The sequence below is a fragment of the Bacillus sp. FSL K6-0138 genome (assembly GCF_037982765.1).
Taxonomy (GTDB): domain Bacteria; phylum Bacillota; class Bacilli; order Bacillales; family Bacillaceae; genus Bacillus; species Bacillus glycinifermentans.
This window is the reverse complement of the sequence record NZ_CP150286.1, coordinates 3,472,865-3,487,608: the sequence shown is the minus strand read 5'-3', so window position 1 is coordinate 3,487,608 and position 14,744 is coordinate 3,472,865. Positions and strand designations below refer to the sequence as shown.

The window sequence follows — 14,744 nt, the reverse complement described above, 5'->3', positions numbered from 1 at the left end:
CATGTCTTACAATAGCAGAATCCCGGATGTGCCCATCCGACATTTCGTGCACGATCATGCAGGGTGTTTTTAGCGCCACGCTTTTTTCAGTTTCTTGATTCCGATTGCGATGTCTTCTTCGGAGAGTCCGCCGAATCCGAGAAGGACGGATGCCGATTCAGGAGGCTTCTCATAAGAAGCTGATACGGGATACACTTTCACCCCTTCTTCAAAAGCTTTCGAAATGAGCGATTCTTCGCTTACTGCACTGTTTGCTTCGAGAATGATGTGAAGGCCTGCATTTTCCCCTTTGATTGAGACGCTCTCCCCTAATTCCCGCTGGACAGCATCAAGGAGCGCTTTTCGTTTTTTCCGATAAAGCGTTCTCATTCGATTGAGATGTCTCTGCCAATCGCCGCTTTTCATAAATTGAGCGGCCGCATGCTGAACATGGAGGGAGACGGTTTGCTTATACAGCGATGCAAGCCTAAGTCCATCTTTGAGAAGCGGGGCAGGGAGAACCATGTAGCTGACCCTGAGCGACGGAATGAGCGATTTCGAAAAGGTGCCCATGTAAATGACGCGGCTGTTTTGATCAAGGCCCTGAAGAGAAGGGATCGGCTGTCCGGCATAGCGAAATTCGCCGTCATAATCGTCTTCAATAATATAAGCGCCGTTTAGAGCCGCCCAGTCAAGCAGCTCCAGTCTCCGGCCGACCGGCATGATCATCCCGAGCGGAAACTGATGCGACGGCGTGACATACGCGAGCTTCAAATCGTGCTGCCGAAGTTCTTCAACGGACAACCCTTTGTTATCTACTGAAATTGGGATCACTCGTAAACCGCCGGTTTTCAAAACCGTTTTTGACCGGTGAAAGCCGGGATTTTCAAATCCGACAGCCGCACCTTCTCCAAACAGCTTGCATAAAAGCTGAAGCAAAATGGGGGTACCTGCTCCGACGATGACTTGTTCAGGCGTTGAGACAACGCCGCGCGACTCTCTGAGATAAGAGGAAATCATCGATCGCAGCGCAATGTCCCCGGCTGCAGGTCCGCTTTGAAAAAGGGAAAAATCATCAACCGCTTTGGCGAGCGTTTTTTTCCATGCCGAAACGGGGAAATTCCTGAGATCGACATGGCCGTGGTGAAAATCGATGATGGGCCGGGAAGGAGAAGCTTCGTCTTTCGCGGCTGTTTCAGGCGGGGGAGGAGGGGCCGTCCTATGGAAGCGCCCTTCAACCTCAGCCGCGTACCAGCCTTTTCTCGGCATGCTGATCAGATAGCCTTCGGCCGTCAGCTGTTCGTATGCATGCTCAACCGTTGTTTGGCTGACATTTACATGCTTGGATAGCGCCCGTTTTGAAGGCAGCTTTGTTCCTGCTTTCAGGCGCCCTGAAAGAATTTCGCGTTTGAAAAACGAGTAAAGCTGCTGATAAAGCGGTTTACCCTTTTCGGGCTGTAAAAACGGCGTGATGTCCATATTGTCACCCTCTCTCACGAAAAAACTGGCATGCTTTATTTTATCAAAACTGACTATTTTAATCATGTCATATATTGGGGTAAAGTAAATGGAAAAGGGAAAGGAGTGTTGATGTTGATTTACCATAAAGAGATACAATCTGAAAAAGAGCTGCTTGAGGTTTATCCGATTATGAAACAGCTTCGGCCCCATCTCGATGAAACCGCGTTTCTGACGCTTGTCAGCAAAGCGCGGGCTTCTGAAAACTACAAGCTTTTCGCGCTCTACAGCGATGACATGCCCGTAGCTTTGGCAGGTTTTCTGCCGAGAGTGTCTTTGAGCCAGGGTGTGCATGTATGGGTAGCCGATTTGATAACGTGTGAAAAGCACCGCTCAAAAGGATATGGAAAACAGCTTTTACAGATTGTTGAAAAATGGGCAAGGGAACACGGCTGCTGCTCTGTCGCTCTGTCGTCGGGAACAGCACGGAAGAGGGCGCACCGGTTTTATGAGGAAAAGATGGACTACAAAAAGGCGAGCTATCTGTACCGCAAGACGCTTGCATAAAAAAATCCCCGATCAACGTCGGGGATTTTTTTCGTTTAAAAGCCAAGCTGCAGATTCATATCGATCGATACGATGGTCCATACGCAAATAAGGATGAACAAATTGAGTATGACGCCGAGAAGCCCTAAACCCGTTCGGCCTTTTTTGATGAACAGCTCGATGACTCCGAGCGGAACGGCCGCCATTGCAAAAGGAAGCATTTTATAGGAGTACGAGAGCGTGTCGCTCAAGATCGCCAAATTTAAAATGAAAAGGGAAAGAATCGCCGTTGCGACAGATACCCATCCAAATACGTTATGTTCCTTAAAGATTCTTACCAATTCCATAGTTCCACCTCGCCTACTTTAGCTGCTTTGACAGGGCCTTTTTCAATCAGCCGTTCGATTTCTTTTGACGGACCGGTCACGACTGCCCCATACACATGAATGCCGTTTTGGTTTACATAATCAAGCCGTTTTGCAAGTTTTAAATCTTTTCTTCCTGATATGGTTTCGGCCCATTTATGATGGCGCGCCATATAGGAAAGCGCTGATTTAAATTGCTCATCCTCATTTTGATCAGGATGCTGGAATTTAAAGATCCGGCCCGAGTCCTTCCCGGGAAAACCGATCGGTTCGGCGTACGGGTGATCTTTCAAATCGTCTTCCGTTTCGATGGCATTCCAAAGAACGCGAATATCGTATCCTTTTAACTTGTCATACAGCTCACTGGTCGGATAGGATCTTTCGAAAGAAAGGAAGGCTTCGGTGACGCTTCCGCCGGGCAATTGCTTAAGGATCGATTTGGCTTTTGCCACTGATTTTTCTTTTATGCCGGCTGGATAGACAAAATACCGCTCCTCATTTGAAAGTTCCTGGTTGTATTGTTGGACCTGCGGAGGCTTCAGCTGGTCAAAGAACATATCCACTTCTTCATTTCCAACGATTTTCGTTACGTTTCCTATCTGTTTTTTTAGCGGGAACTGTGCTTTCATTCCGAACAGTTTGACCTTGTTTACGAGCGCATCTGTATCAACCTGAATATTCGGCTGGGTGACGGCCACGGTCATTGATGCGGTCTGCACCAGCTCATTCCCTTTGCTGTCATGTCCGCCCAAGCCGTAGTATAAATAGCTGCCGAGCGTGCAGAGCGGCAGGATAATCAGCGTTGAAATGACGGCAAGCGTGGAAATTCGCAAATACGATTTGTTTTTTCCGTATCTCAAAATGGCTTTTTGTTTTTCCGGACTGATGGAAAGATCCCAGTTTTCATCTTTCATTTCCTGATCAAGCATTTCCTGATATGCTTCAAGCTTTTCCAGCTCTTCTTCCACCTGCAGCATTTCCGCTTCGGAAAGCTCGCCGTTTTTATATTGTTCCCAACGTTTTTTGAAATCTTCATTCATCGTTAACACCTCTGTTGTAAAGTGCTTTCAGCCTCTGTCTGGCGCGAAATAAAACACTCTTAAAATTAGCCTCCGAGATATTCATCAAGCTTGACGCTTCCTTGTAGTTCAGCTCTTTCAAATAATACAGCGTCAGCGCTTCCCTGTAGTTGTCGGGCAGCTGGTTCATATATAACGTCAACACTTCCTTGATTTCGACCTGGTGGGCCGGACTTTGGACCGCGGTTTGAAAAAGGCTTCCGATCAGATCGTCAGAAATCGTCACTTCCTTTTTATGCTTTCTGACATAATCGATAAAAGCATTGCGCGCCACCTGAAAAAGCCATGGCTTCACTTTGCTGTGGTCGTAAGAGTGGATGTGTATATAGGCTCTCATAAAGGTTTCCTGAAGCAAATCCTCTGCCAGATGCTTATCTTTCGTCATGGAGAGCAGAAACCTGTAAACATCATTCATGTACATTTGGTAAATTTCGTCGATAGTCACTGCCTTTTCTCCCCTCTATGTTATAAACGCATAAGAAAGGTTTGAAGTTGCACTTATTATGTCCACGGCTGTCATTTCCTCCAATTTCTTACCCTTTAAAAATCATCGCTATCCTATATAGTAACCAAAAATCATCCGGAAAGATAGAGAGAAGACGTTTTCGTTCATAAGCTCCCGGAAAAACAAAACAGGGGGATTTCCGGCACGTGGACGGACGATCGGCAGCTTGATCTGCCTGAAGCGGGGCCGGTAAGCCGAATCCGCCTGACGCTTAATGGATGAAACAGAAATTAAATTCCGAATTCATGGCTCAGCTATAAAAAGATCCTTGAATGCCCCGGTTTTTAAATGAAAAATCATTTTTTAGTACCAGGTAATAAAAAATATTGTTATAATAAAGAAAGGAAAACCTCATTTGACTACTACATAAAGGAAGTGCCATATGTATCAATTTATCGGTTATGCTGCAAAAGCGATTCTTTCTTTACGCGGCGGAATTAAAGTATACAATAAGGAAAATCTTCCTGAAGATAAGGGTTTCGTAATTGCCTGTACACATTCCGGATGGGTGGATGTTGTCACATTGGGCGTCGGCATTTTGCCTCTTGAAATTCACTACATGGCGAAAAAAGAGCTTTTTGAAAATAAATTAACCGGTTCTTTCCTTTCCAGCATCAACGCTTTTCCTGTCGACCGGGAAAATCCGGGACCGAGCAGCATCAAAACGCCGATCAAGCTCCTGAAGGAAGGAAAAATCGTCGGCATCTTTCCGAGCGGAACGAGAACGTCTGAAGACGTCCCTTTAAAAAGGGGAGCGGTAACGATCGCCCAGATGGGAAAAGCGCCGATTGTTCCGGCCGCATACAGCGGTCCTTCCAACGGAAAAGAGCTTTTCAAGAAAGGCAAAATGAAATTGATCATCGGCGAACCGCTCAATCAGGAAGATTTCGCCCAATATTCGTCAAAAGAAAAGCTCGCTAAAATGACTGAAGCTTTAAATGCCAGCATTAAGTCGCTTGAGAAAGAGCTGAAGCAGTTATAGAAAAACGGAAAAAACAGCTTCTAAGCGGAAACGCACCTCTGACATTCGGGAGGTGTCTTCCAGTCTAAAGAGGCTGTTTTTTTGCTGCTGTTATATCGCATCTTTTAAAAACTGAAGCAGCTCCCGCCAAAATGTTTCCGATGCCGCAGCATCTGCTTCAGTTTCTCCGCCGTACACGATGCTCCCGCTGTTTCTCGCCGTTGCTGGAAAATACGGGGGTCTGATGTGATGGCCCGCGTGTTTAAAGCATACATGCTTAAAAGAATGCGAAAAGCGATGCTTTTTCAAGCGTTCGGCAACCATCCCGCTCATGTGCGCCGACGGCCAAACCAAATCATCTGTGCTCGATGTTAAAAGGATTGGCCCATTGATATGTTCTGCTTTTATAATCGAAGGATCATCTTCGCGTACTTGATAGAGCGCATGTTTATAAAAATCGAGATAGGATTGCGGCTGCCTCTTTATTTTTTGTTTGAGCCATTTGGACAGCATCGAAAGGCTGAAAAACGGGAGGGCGGTATAGGGCAGCGGAGATCCCGCGACACTCCATGAAGATGTCTGGCGCAGGCGCTTCAGTCCCACTCCTTGAAAAACGATTCCCCCGCCCACGTGTGAGACGACAAAACGGATGTCCGGAAAATGAGAACCGATCAATAGGGCGAGCTCTCCGCCTTTAGACCGACCGAATATACCGATCTTCTCATGGTTTAGTCCGTCTTGCTCCAAAAGCCAGGCAATGGCTTTCTGAAAATACTCCAGCGGGATGTCAACGAGCTTTTTCGGAAGGCGCCCGTACCGAAAATAGGGGAGTGCCAATGCGGCGTACCCGTAATTGGACAGCATCCCTGCAGTTGTTTCATCAAGTCCGCCGTCAGATCCGCCCAATACGATGATGACAGGGGGACGTTCGGCAGCGGGGGGACGGAAAAGGGTTCCGGCTAACCCGTCTGCCTCCACTTCTTCTCTTATGACCGATTCCGAAATCATCAATCGTTTGATTTTTTTCTTTAAGATAAGGCTGCCGTTTTGTTTCACTTCGATGTCAAAAACAGAGGGGCGAACTGTTTTTTTCTGAAACGAACGGGAAGAGCCCCCGGCTTTCATTGACCAAAAAAGTCCCATTTGATCACAAACGCGGTAAGTGCCTTCCAAAGGAGATGCCATTGCGGAATCGACTTCTCCGGATTCGTCGGCTTGAAAAACCGCCCGGGATCTCCATATGACGCCTGCTTCATCGCTAACCAGGGCAGTGATTTCAGCTTTATCCCCCGGAGTCAAACCGTTTAATTTTATTTTGATTTTTTCATCCCATAGCGATGTTGAAGGGATATCTATAACTGGCTCCCGGCTCATTAAGACAGCTCCTTTTTTTCAAGCTTAGCCCGGAATAAACCGACGCACTCATGAATAAAAGCATCCGTGTTTTCATCCGGTGATTTGTGAAATTCAGGAAATTGGCGAAACAAAATATACTGGTTCAACAATCCAAAAAACATTCTTGCCAGAAGGTGAAAGTTCCCGCTTGAAATGCTGCCCCGGTCATGCAGCTCCGAAAAATAGGACGCCAAAAAGTCATGTAATTCGCGGGGAATTTCTGCGATTAATTCAGAAACTTCCGGATCTTGCTTTGCTTCATTGACATACAGCCAAAACACGCTGTCCTTTTCCAGATTTTCTTCAAGGTACGCTTTGGCGATCAATATCAGGTCATCCTGCAGTTTACCGGACAGCTTACTTTGAATTGCGCTCGTAAAATCGCCTGAGGAGACATGCTGAATGACGCTTTCACGAAACAGATTTCTTTTATTACCGAAATGTCTAAAGAGGGTAAGGTGATTGACGCCGGCTTGTTGTGCAATGTCTCTCGTGGACGCCGCCGCATAGCCTTTTTCTTTAAAAAGGGTAAGTGCAGCCTGAATTAAACGTTCTCTTGTCAATTGTTTTGTCATTTGTTTCTCCTTTGTGTAACCACTTGATTACATTTTATACGTAATCCGAAATGTAATCAAGTGGTTACATTGACTTTCATAAAAAGAGGATGCAGCTCATACTGCATCCTCTTTCCATCAGGTTATCATCACGCTTCTTCAAGCAATTGTTCAGCGGCCCTTTTTACTTCAACATATGAGACGTGGTGGCCGTCGACTTCATTAATGATAAATTCAAATCCTTGATCAATGATCATATCGCCTTTTTGAACTTCGTATTTCTGCGTCAGGAACCACCCGCCGATCGTGTCAACTTCTTCATTGTCCAGCTGAATGCCGAGCAGATCGTTGACCTGGTTGATCAGCACTTTTCCGTCAAGAATGTAGTGGTCCTCGTCAAGCTTGCGGATTTCGTTAATTTCGTCAATATCGAATTCGTCGCGGATTTCGCCGACGATTTCTTCAATGATGTCTTCAACTGTGACAAGACCGGCAGTACCGCCGTATTCATCCGCTAGAATCGCCATGTGGACGCGCTCTTTCTGCATTTTGAGAAGCAGATCGTGAATCGGGACGGTCTCGATCACGTGAATGATCGGATTGATAAACCGCTCGATTGTGTCTTCTTTTGAGCATTCCCCGCTGATGCAGGCTGTCAGAATTTCTTTGACGTTGACGACGCCGATGATATTGTCCTTATCGCCGTCTTCCACGGGATAGCGCGTATACCCTTCGGCTTTTGTCACGTCGATCATGTCTTTGATTTTCATGTCATGCGGAAAGCTGACGACTTCCGTTCTCGGAATCATGATTTCCTTGGCAAGACGGTCATCAAATTCAAAAATTTTGTTCACATATTTGAATTCTGACTGATTGATTTCGCCGCTTTTATAGCTTTCCGACAGGATGATCCGCAGCTCTTCTTCAGAGTGTGCCATTTCGTTTTCAGATACCGCTTCGAGTCCAAACGCTTTTGTTAACAGTCTCGCCGATCCGTTCAGCGCCCAAATGAATGGGAACATGACACGGTAAAACAAAATGAGCGGCTTTGCGAAAAGGAAGGAGATTGTTTCCGCCTTTTGAATCGCAAGCGTCTTTGGAGCGAGTTCCCCGACGACAACGTGGAGGAACGTAATGAAGCTGAATGCGATCACGACCGCAACGATATGCGAAGCCGAGCTTGGGATGTTCCACTTCACAAAGAGCGGTTCAAGCAGCCGGGCGACGGTCGGCTCCCCGAGCCATCCAAGTCCGAGAGCCGTCAAGGTGATGCCGAGCTGGCATGCTGATAAATACTCATCCAAATGGGTGACGACTTTTTTTACAGAAATCGCCGTTTTGTTCCCTTCGGCTATCAGCTGATCGATCCGCGAGGTTCTGATTCTGATAATCGCAAACTCCGACGCTACGAAAAATGCTGTCAAAGCAATTAAAACAGCAACAAAAATCAAATTAACTATATCCAATTAGGACCTTCACTCTAACGTGAGAATGAAGGTAACACCTCCTGTTTAGTAAAAGATTAACTAAAGCAGCAGCATCAATGACTGGATAACCGCCAGTTTCTCGGAAGAAAGCCGGCTTTTTAAAGCAGCCCGTTCATCGGGGTTCAGCCGGTTCAGCCGGTTGACGATCACAGAGATCGTATCGTTGACATGGTCGATTTCCGATGTCAGGCTTCCGATTTCATCGTCAGAGGATGAAGAGGGAAACTGCTTTTCCAGCCGCAGTTTGATGTCGGACAGGGCCAATCTTTGCTGCTTACAGTCCGTAATAAACTTCAGCCGTTTGAGAGCGGCTTCATCATAATAGCGGTAGTTCGAACATGACCTGGCAGGCGTCAAAAGCCCAAGATTTGTGTAATAATCGACAGTGCGCTTTGTTACGCCTGCTGCAGCTGCTAACTCGCCGATGCGATATTTCTCTGCCCCATCTGCATCCCTCCTCAACCATCACGTTATAGTTATTTAAAAACATTTTAATATATTAGAAGCTGTTTATACAAGTTAATTGATGAAAAAGAGGCGCAAAATCCCGCCATTTTTCTAAATATTCATGAAAATATTGTCAGATTTAAAGTTTAGACATTTGACTGACCGTTTTTTAATAAAGTAAGATAATAGTATATATTGGCTTGGAGGTGGTATGATGGGGCCCTCTGTATAGTCATGAACACAGAACAAACATCAACCTTATTACGGGAATTTGAATTCAGCAGGAGGTGACTCCTTATCCTTTAAGAAGGATAGGGTTAAATGGACGATATCGTTAGTCTGATGATCATTGGCGTTCTGATTGCTTTAACTGCTTTTTTCGTCGCATCAGAATTCGCAATTGTTAGAGTAAGAAACTCGCGCATCGATCAGCTTATAACGGAAGGAAACAAAAGGGCAGTTCGCGCAAAGCAAGTGATATCGGATTTAGATGAATACCTGTCAGCCTGCCAGCTTGGAATTACGATAACGGCGTTAGGTTTGGGCTGGATGGGGGAACCGACGGTCAGAAAGGTTCTGCATCCGCTCTTTGAAAGCCTTCACGTGTCAGATTCCATCTCACATGCGCTGTCGGTTGTCATTGCTTTTTGCGTTATTACATTCCTGAACGTTGTGGTTGGAGAACTGGCCCCAAAAACCATCGCGATACAAAAAGCGGAGCAAATAACGCTTTGGCTTGCGGGACCGCTGCATTTTTTCCATGTTGTCATGTTTCCGTTCATCTGGATTTTAAATGCTTCAGCCAGAGTGCTGACCGGTTTATTCGGTTTGCGGCCCGCTTCTGAAAAGGGCGATTCCCATTCAGAGGAAGAACTGCGCATCTTGTTATCGGAAAGCTATAAAAGCGGAGAAATCAATCCGTCTGAATATAAATACGTCAATAAAATCTTCGAATTCGACAACCGGATTGCGAAAGAAATCATGGTGCCCCGCACCGAAATCGCCTACGTCTCGGCCGATATGCCGATCGATGAGGCGCTTCAGCTCATGCTGAAAGAAAAATATACGCGCTGGCCGGTCTATAAGGGCGATAAGGACCACGTCATCGGCATGGTAAATACGAAACAGCTGTTTACGGATATGCTGTATATGACGGAGGAGGAAAAAAAGCGGCTTTCGCTTGAATCATACGTCCGCCCCGTCATTGAAGTTATTGAGACCGTGCCCGTCCAAAAGCTTCTGATCAAAATGCAGCGTGACCGGATCCACATGGCGATCCTGACGGATGAATACGGAGGAACGTCCGGGCTTGTCACGACAGAGGATATTCTCGAGGAAATTGTCGGAGATATCAGGGACGAGTTTGACGAAGACGAAACACCGCTCATTCAAAAAATTTCCGATCATGAATATATCATGGACGGAAAAGTGAGGATCGATCAGGTAAATGAGCTGTTTGATGATGCGATCGAAGAAGAGGAGGTCGACACCGTCGGCGGACTCGTTCTGAAAGAAAATATCGACATCGCCGAAGGCCAGGCGGTTCATGTCGGTTCTTATACGATTAAGGTCCTCGAGATGGAGGGACGGCTGATTAAGCACGTTGAAATCAAACAGGAGCAAACGACAGAGCATGTCGAGCTCGCGCCGGCCGACCCTGTGATGATAAACGAAGTTACCTTGAGCGAAAAATAAGCTCAAGGTTTTTTGCGTTTTTTTAAGAAAAAAGACCCGTCTGAAATAGAAAAAATGTCATTTGAACAAGAACGTTCGTTCGTATATAATGGGAACAAACGTTCTGTTTGGAGGGAGATGCCTTGCTATGGTATGAGACCATTTCCAAGGATGAGAAGAAAACATACATCAAGAGAATCGAATTTCATTTGCGGAACTGGAAAAATTACAAAGCCGCCGTTGTCAATTTGGAGAGGAGGATGGAGAAGGAGGATACAGGCAGCTTTGTCAAAGAGACGGAAGCCCATTATCAACTGGACGCCGAAAAAAGGCTTTATCAATTTTTGCTGGAGTCCATGGAAACGGCTTTGGCTGAATTGGATGAGATGGAGCGGACGCTTGTTGAATACCGCTATATCCGCAATTGGAGCATGGGAAAATGCGCGATGGAAATCGGATATAGCGAAAAAACGTTGTTTTTATTGAAAAAAGCGTTATTGGACAAGCTTCTCGTCAGCCTGGCTGCGATCACGAACATATAGCGACTTGTTTTAAACAAGTCCTTTTTTTATGCTTTCAGCTTTTCTACAGCTTCTTGACCGGATCATGACGCGGTTCATGAGCGTTTTCCTTATAAGATGAATGTAACCTTTTGAAACAGGGGGGATTTTAAAACATGTAGCGGAAGAAGAAAGGTAGGGGAAAGAGCTTGGAATTTTCTGATGTGGCATTTGTACCGTTGATTACAGGGCTGGTTCATACGGTCAGTCTGCTCGGCATTCAGAAACGATTTCTCCCCGTCTTTGCGATTGTTTTCGGAATTTGCATTTCGCTCTTTTTGACCGCGGGAAACTGGAAGGAAGACATGGCGGTCGGAATCTGCCTCGGGTTGTCATCAATCGGTTTTTATTCAGGTTCAAAAAACGTTTTAACAACGAATAAGGAGGAATTCGAACATGAAGATTTATTTAGATCCGGGACACGGCGGAAGTGACCCGGGAGCTACGGGAAACGGTTTATCGGAAAAAAATGTCACATTGGCCATCGCTTTAAAGATCAATGACATCCTTTTGCAGGAATACAGCAATGCAGAGACGAGGCTCAGCAGGACGGCAGACAAAACGGTCTCGCTTCAGAAGCGTACCGATGACGCCAATTCGTGGGGAGCTGATTTGTTTGTTTCCATTCATATCAACGCTTTTGACGGCACGGCATACGGTTATGAGGACTACATTTACAGCGGCTTATCCGACGAGTCCGCCACCGCTCTTTACCAAAGAATCATTCACGAAGAAGTCATTAAACAAAACGGTTTGCGGGACAGAGGGATGAAAAAAGCGAATTTTCATGTGCTCAGGGAAACGGTGATGCATGCGATTTTGACGGAAAACGGTTTTATCGATCACCCGGACGATGCAGCGAAGATGAAGAGCGCGGCTTGGATCGAACAGACGGCAAGAGGACATGTTAACGGAATTGCCAAATGCCTCGGTCTCGAAAAAAACAGCGCCACATTATATAAAGTGGCGATTGACGGGGGACAGATCGGGGCTTATCAACAAAAAGACGACGTGCTGAAAGTGATTTCTTCAAATTGGGAGGCATTTCAGACGGCAACAATTGAAAAAGGATAGATGAGGAGAAAGAATCCATTTTGAGTTTTCAAAATGGATTCTTTTTCATGATTTGAGCCCGGCATCTCCCGCCCGGCTCAAGTCTCCCTGCTTGTGTGCGGCCTTCTTTGATATGTTTTAAAAGCGCAACGATCAGAAAGCTGACAATCACAAGCAACAGCCAGGAACTGACTTTTCCGAGGTGCACCATCTCCCATTGCCTGTGCTGGTTCGGATATTGCCAGGCGCCGAAAAACGTAGCGATATTTTCGGCCACCCAAATGAAAAAGCCGATCAATGCGAATGACAGCGGCAAAGGCATCGCATATGTGCGGTGATTGACCGTAAAATATACAAATGTACGATAAAAGATAAGCAATGTAGCGATTTTTAAAATCCAGCGGAAATCGTAAATAAAATGGTCCGTATAAAAATTAAAATAGATAGCGGTGCTGAGGACAAACACGCTCCAAGTAGGAGGCCAATTCGTCAGTTTTAACCTGAGCCTTCTCCACGCCTGGCACATATAGCTTGCGACGCTGGCGTACATGAAGCCGCTGTACAAAGGAACCCCAAACCATTTCGTCACCGCCTCTTCGGGATAGCTCCACGATCCCATATGTACTTTGTATAACTCCAAAGCGAGTCCGATCAAATGAAACACGCAGATCACTTTCACTTCATCCAACGATTCGTACTTGAATGCGATCATGAGAATTTGCGTCAGCAAACAAATCAACAGAATCGCATCATAGCGGGAGATGAAAGGCACTTCAACAACCTTTGTTACGGCGAGGGCAAGAAAAATAACGACCGGAAACAGGCACGATTTTGCCTGTTCAAAACCAAACGAGAACAATTGCTTCATCAAAACACCCTATCATCTCATTTTTTTGTTAAAGAAGGCTTCCAGCCCAAAAGCCCCCGATGCAGCATAACATGGTTAATAGTATGTAAGCCGCACCCGCCTTCAGCCGTTTTTCCGCCAGAAGCTGAACGGCTTCGACGCTGAAGGTTGAAAACGTGGTAAACCCTCCGAAAAAACCGGTTCCTATTATAATAGAAAGCATTTGATTTTGCATGTCGAAGCTCGTGAAGATGCCGAGCATAAAAGAACCGAGAATGTTGATCAGCATAATGCTGACCGGAAACGGCGCGCCCTGCAGCTTCGAGCTGAGGAGATTCCCCAGCCAAAACCTTAGAACGGAACCGAGGCCTCCTGCGATCATAAAACCCGCTGTCATCATGATTCATACCGCTCCTTGTTCTGGCCGATCCGCGTCCCGAACACAATCCCTATAAAAGCGAGACAGAGTCCCGAGAGAAGGGAAGCCGCCAAATAGACCACCCCGATATGAGGCGAAGAGGAGTGAAGGATCAGCGCCGTTTCCTTTGAAAACGCGGACATTGTTGTATAGCCTCCGCAAAAACCCGTCCCTAACATGAGCTGAATGAGATTATGTTTAGCCCTTGATGAAAAAAAGCCTGTCAAAAGACCGAGAAGGAGGCTCCCAGAAGCATTTTCTATAAAAGTCGGCCAAGGGAAAAAAGCGCCTCCGATGCTCGTGTTTACCGCATAGCGGAACAGCGAACCGAGTGTTCCCCCAATGAATACAGCAACATATGGTTTCATGCTTTTCCTTCTTTCGCAAAATAATCTGGATAGTCAGTAATGATTCCGTCGATCTTCCAGCCTTGCAGGCGGAGTCCGGTTTTCAGCCCGTTTACCGTCCAGGCGAACACCTTCAGATTATGACTCTGAACGAAGTTAATCAAAAAAGGGCTGAGCATTGTATGTTTCAGGCTGACATAGCGCGCAAATGAAGCAATGTGCCGAAGGCGGCCGTGCGGCAGCATTCCAAATCTCGGCCTCATCAATACGGCGCCCGGTATGGAAGGATACAGGTTGTGCAGCGTCATGATGGCATCGGCGTCAAAGGATTGAACGATCGTATTGTTAGAAAAGCCGTACCGTTCAATCAGCCGGCCGATCGCTTGTTCAACACCGGGCTGTGTTCTGGAGGACTTGATTTCGATGAGCAGCCCTATTTTTTTGTGATATTTGCGAAAAACATCTTCGAGGTCCGGGATTTTTTCGCCTTGAAAGGAAGGGCTGAACCAGCTTCCCGCGTCAAACTTTTTCAGCTCTTTCATCGTAAAATGCCGGACAAAGCCCGTTCCGTTTGTCGTCCGGTCCACTTTGTCATCATGGATGACTGCAAGCTTCCCATCCTTTGTCAATTGTACATCTAGCTCAATAAAGTCGGCCCCCAGCTCCCGCGCTTTTTCAAAAGCGGCAAACGTATTTTCCGGGGCGTAAGCTGAGGCACCGCGATGTCCGATGATGTGCAAACATGTCAGCTCCTCTTATAAAAAAATCTATTCCATAACAAGGATACCCGAATAGATGACGCAAGTAAATCGACTCAAATTCGAATCGAAAAAAATAAGATCTGACGAGAGACGCCGGCATTGAATGCGACAAAATTCGGCAAAAATAGTTCTTAAGGTCCATTTGCGAAAAATTCAGATACTTTATAATGGAGCAAAGGAGGCGAGATGATGGGTAAAGGGAGAATTAGAGTGGAAGAACGGATCAAGGCCGAAATGTTTGAAGCGACTCTCCTGGATCAAACGAAGTCTGCGAAGGAAAAATAGCAGCGTACCCCGAATCATTTGTC

Annotated in this window: 19 protein-coding genes; 7 read left to right on the top strand and 12 right to left on the bottom strand. The window is 46.2% G+C overall.

Going from position 1 to position 14,744, the window contains the following annotated elements; all coding sequences use genetic code 11:
• Positions 1-69: 69 nt before the first annotated feature.
• Positions 70-1,458 carry a PLP-dependent aminotransferase family protein gene (locus MHB78_RS18470; protein WP_046129719.1) on the bottom strand — a complete coding sequence of 463 codons (1,389 nt, stop codon included), beginning with the start codon at positions 1,456-1,458 and terminating at the stop codon, positions 70-72.
• Positions 1,459-1,569: 111 nt separating this feature from the next.
• Here MHB78_RS18470 and MHB78_RS18465 point away from each other — a divergent pair, with 111 nt between their 5' ends.
• Positions 1,570-2,004 (top strand): GNAT family N-acetyltransferase, encoded by a 435-nt coding sequence (locus MHB78_RS18465; protein WP_046129772.1) that lies wholly within the window; start codon positions 1,570-1,572, stop codon positions 2,002-2,004.
• 35 nt (positions 2,005-2,039) lie between these two features.
• Here the strand turns inward: MHB78_RS18465 and MHB78_RS18460 are convergent, their stop codons facing one another.
• The 3 genes from MHB78_RS18460 to sigM are packed head-to-tail and all read right to left on the bottom strand — an operon-like array spanning position 2,040 to position 3,872.
• A complete protein-coding gene (locus MHB78_RS18460; RefSeq protein WP_340033078.1) occupies positions 2,040-2,330 on the bottom strand; it encodes an anti-sigma factor in 291 nt (96 codons plus the stop codon).
• The gene (locus MHB78_RS18455) at positions 2,318-3,388 is read right to left on the bottom strand and encodes an anti-sigma factor (RefSeq protein ID WP_046129721.1); all 1,071 of its coding nucleotides are present in this window, start codon (positions 3,386-3,388) and stop codon (positions 2,318-2,320) included. Before MHB78_RS18455 ends, MHB78_RS18460 begins: the two co-directional genes overlap by 13 nt.
• On the bottom strand, positions 3,381-3,872 hold the full coding sequence (gene sigM, locus MHB78_RS18450) for an RNA polymerase sigma factor SigM (protein ID WP_006636629.1): 492 nt from the start codon (positions 3,870-3,872) through the stop codon (positions 3,381-3,383). Before sigM ends, MHB78_RS18455 begins: the two co-directional genes overlap by 8 nt.
• Positions 3,873-4,314: 442 nt before the next feature.
• Here sigM and MHB78_RS18445 point away from each other — a divergent pair, with 442 nt between their 5' ends.
• Entirely contained in the window at positions 4,315-4,914 is a 600-nt protein-coding gene (locus MHB78_RS18445) for a 1-acylglycerol-3-phosphate O-acyltransferase (protein WP_046129722.1), read from the top strand.
• Positions 4,915-5,004: 90 nt separating this feature from the next.
• On the opposite strand, the gene MHB78_RS18440 is transcribed toward MHB78_RS18445, so the two are convergent.
• The 4 genes from MHB78_RS18440 to MHB78_RS18425 all read right to left on the bottom strand — a co-directional run bounded on the left by MHB78_RS18440 (position 5,005) and on the right by MHB78_RS18425 (position 8,791).
• A complete protein-coding gene (locus tag MHB78_RS18440) occupies positions 5,005-6,267 on the bottom strand; it encodes an acyl-CoA thioester hydrolase/BAAT C-terminal domain-containing protein (protein ID WP_046129723.1) in 1,263 nt (420 codons plus the stop codon).
• Positions 6,267-6,863 carry a TetR/AcrR family transcriptional regulator gene (locus MHB78_RS18435; protein WP_046129724.1) on the bottom strand — a complete coding sequence of 199 codons (597 nt, stop codon included), beginning with the start codon at positions 6,861-6,863 and terminating at the stop codon, positions 6,267-6,269. The genes MHB78_RS18440 and MHB78_RS18435 overlap by 1 nt, the downstream gene beginning before the upstream one ends.
• A gap of 128 nt (positions 6,864-6,991) precedes the next feature.
• Positions 6,992-8,308, bottom strand: coding sequence for a hemolysin family protein (locus MHB78_RS18430; protein ID WP_046129725.1), 1,317 nt, complete (start codon positions 8,306-8,308; stop codon positions 6,992-6,994).
• Between the two features lie 60 nt (positions 8,309-8,368).
• Positions 8,369-8,791, bottom strand: a complete 423-nt coding sequence (locus MHB78_RS18425) for a MerR family transcriptional regulator (RefSeq protein WP_046129726.1) — start codon at positions 8,789-8,791, stop codon at positions 8,369-8,371.
• Positions 8,792-9,097: 306 nt separating this feature from the next.
• On the opposite strand from MHB78_RS18425, the gene MHB78_RS18420 reads away from it, so the two are divergent.
• From MHB78_RS18420 to MHB78_RS18405, 4 genes are all read left to right on the top strand, one after another.
• Positions 9,098-10,471 carry a hemolysin family protein gene (locus tag MHB78_RS18420; protein ID WP_046129727.1) on the top strand — a complete coding sequence of 458 codons (1,374 nt, stop codon included), beginning with the start codon at positions 9,098-9,100 and terminating at the stop codon, positions 10,469-10,471.
• 122 nt (positions 10,472-10,593) lie between these two features.
• Complete coding sequence (locus MHB78_RS18415; protein ID WP_046129728.1) at positions 10,594-10,992, top strand: hypothetical protein; 399 nt, start codon at positions 10,594-10,596, stop codon at positions 10,990-10,992.
• A 167-nt stretch (positions 10,993-11,159) separates the two neighbouring features.
• Positions 11,160-11,444: a hypothetical protein gene (locus tag MHB78_RS18410; RefSeq protein WP_046129729.1), complete on the top strand. Its 285-nt coding sequence runs from the start codon at positions 11,160-11,162 to the stop codon at positions 11,442-11,444.
• Entirely contained in the window at positions 11,407-12,084 is a 678-nt protein-coding gene (locus MHB78_RS18405) for an N-acetylmuramoyl-L-alanine amidase (protein WP_046129730.1), read from the top strand. Before MHB78_RS18410 ends, MHB78_RS18405 begins: the two co-directional genes overlap by 38 nt.
• A gap of 28 nt (positions 12,085-12,112) precedes the next feature.
• Here the strand turns inward: MHB78_RS18405 and MHB78_RS18400 are convergent, their stop codons facing one another.
• Genes MHB78_RS18400 through MHB78_RS18385 form a run of 4 tightly spaced genes read right to left on the bottom strand, consistent with a single transcriptional unit; the run spans position 12,113 to position 14,415 of the window.
• A complete protein-coding gene (locus MHB78_RS18400; RefSeq protein WP_046129731.1) occupies positions 12,113-12,931 on the bottom strand; it encodes a DUF817 domain-containing protein in 819 nt (272 codons plus the stop codon).
• 28 nt (positions 12,932-12,959) lie between these two features.
• Positions 12,960-13,310 (bottom strand): fluoride efflux transporter CrcB, encoded by a 351-nt coding sequence (gene crcB, locus MHB78_RS18395; RefSeq protein WP_046129732.1) that lies wholly within the window; start codon positions 13,308-13,310, stop codon positions 12,960-12,962.
• Positions 13,307-13,696: a CrcB family protein gene (locus MHB78_RS18390; protein WP_046129733.1), complete on the bottom strand. Its 390-nt coding sequence runs from the start codon at positions 13,694-13,696 to the stop codon at positions 13,307-13,309. Before MHB78_RS18390 ends, crcB begins: the two co-directional genes overlap by 4 nt.
• Positions 13,693-14,415: a glycerophosphodiester phosphodiesterase family protein gene (locus MHB78_RS18385; RefSeq protein WP_046129734.1), complete on the bottom strand. Its 723-nt coding sequence runs from the start codon at positions 14,413-14,415 to the stop codon at positions 13,693-13,695. Before MHB78_RS18385 ends, MHB78_RS18390 begins: the two co-directional genes overlap by 4 nt.
• Positions 14,416-14,625: 210 nt before the next feature.
• On the opposite strand from MHB78_RS18385, the gene MHB78_RS18380 reads away from it, so the two are divergent.
• The gene (locus tag MHB78_RS18380) at positions 14,626-14,721 is read left to right on the top strand and encodes a YhdX family protein (RefSeq protein WP_128748384.1); all 96 of its coding nucleotides are present in this window, start codon (positions 14,626-14,628) and stop codon (positions 14,719-14,721) included.
• Positions 14,722-14,744 lie beyond the last annotated feature (23 nt).

Excerpts from the sequence above, each read along its gene's own strand:
- MHB78_RS18470 (WP_046129719.1), bottom strand. The coding sequence starts at position 1,458 with ATGGACATCACGCCGTTTTTACAGCCCGAAAAGGGTAAACCGCTTTAT.
- MHB78_RS18465 (WP_046129772.1), top strand. The coding sequence starts at position 1,570 with ATGTTGATTTACCATAAAGAGATACAATCTGAAAAAGAGCTGCTTGAG.
- MHB78_RS18460 (WP_340033078.1), bottom strand. The coding sequence starts at position 2,330 with ATGGAATTGGTAAGAATCTTTAAGGAACATAACGTATTTGGATGGGTA.
- MHB78_RS18455 (WP_046129721.1), bottom strand. The coding sequence starts at position 3,388 with ATGAATGAAGATTTCAAAAAACGTTGGGAACAATATAAAAACGGCGAG.
- MHB78_RS18445 (WP_046129722.1), top strand. The coding sequence starts at position 4,315 with ATGTATCAATTTATCGGTTATGCTGCAAAAGCGATTCTTTCTTTACGC.
- MHB78_RS18440 (WP_046129723.1), bottom strand. The coding sequence starts at position 6,267 with ATGAGCCGGGAGCCAGTTATAGATATCCCTTCAACATCGCTATGGGAT.
- MHB78_RS18435 (WP_046129724.1), bottom strand. The coding sequence starts at position 6,863 with ATGACAAAACAATTGACAAGAGAACGTTTAATTCAGGCTGCACTTACC.
- MHB78_RS18420 (WP_046129727.1), top strand. The coding sequence starts at position 9,098 with ATGGACGATATCGTTAGTCTGATGATCATTGGCGTTCTGATTGCTTTA.
- MHB78_RS18405 (WP_046129730.1), top strand. The coding sequence starts at position 11,407 with ATGAAGATTTATTTAGATCCGGGACACGGCGGAAGTGACCCGGGAGCT.
- MHB78_RS18400 (WP_046129731.1), bottom strand. The coding sequence starts at position 12,931 with ATGAAGCAATTGTTCTCGTTTGGTTTTGAACAGGCAAAATCGTGCCTG.
- crcB (WP_046129732.1), bottom strand. The coding sequence starts at position 13,310 with ATGATGACAGCGGGTTTTATGATCGCAGGAGGCCTCGGTTCCGTTCTA.
- MHB78_RS18390 (WP_046129733.1), bottom strand. The coding sequence starts at position 13,696 with ATGAAACCATATGTTGCTGTATTCATTGGGGGAACACTCGGTTCGCTG.
- MHB78_RS18380 (WP_128748384.1), top strand. The coding sequence starts at position 14,626 with ATGGGTAAAGGGAGAATTAGAGTGGAAGAACGGATCAAGGCCGAAATG.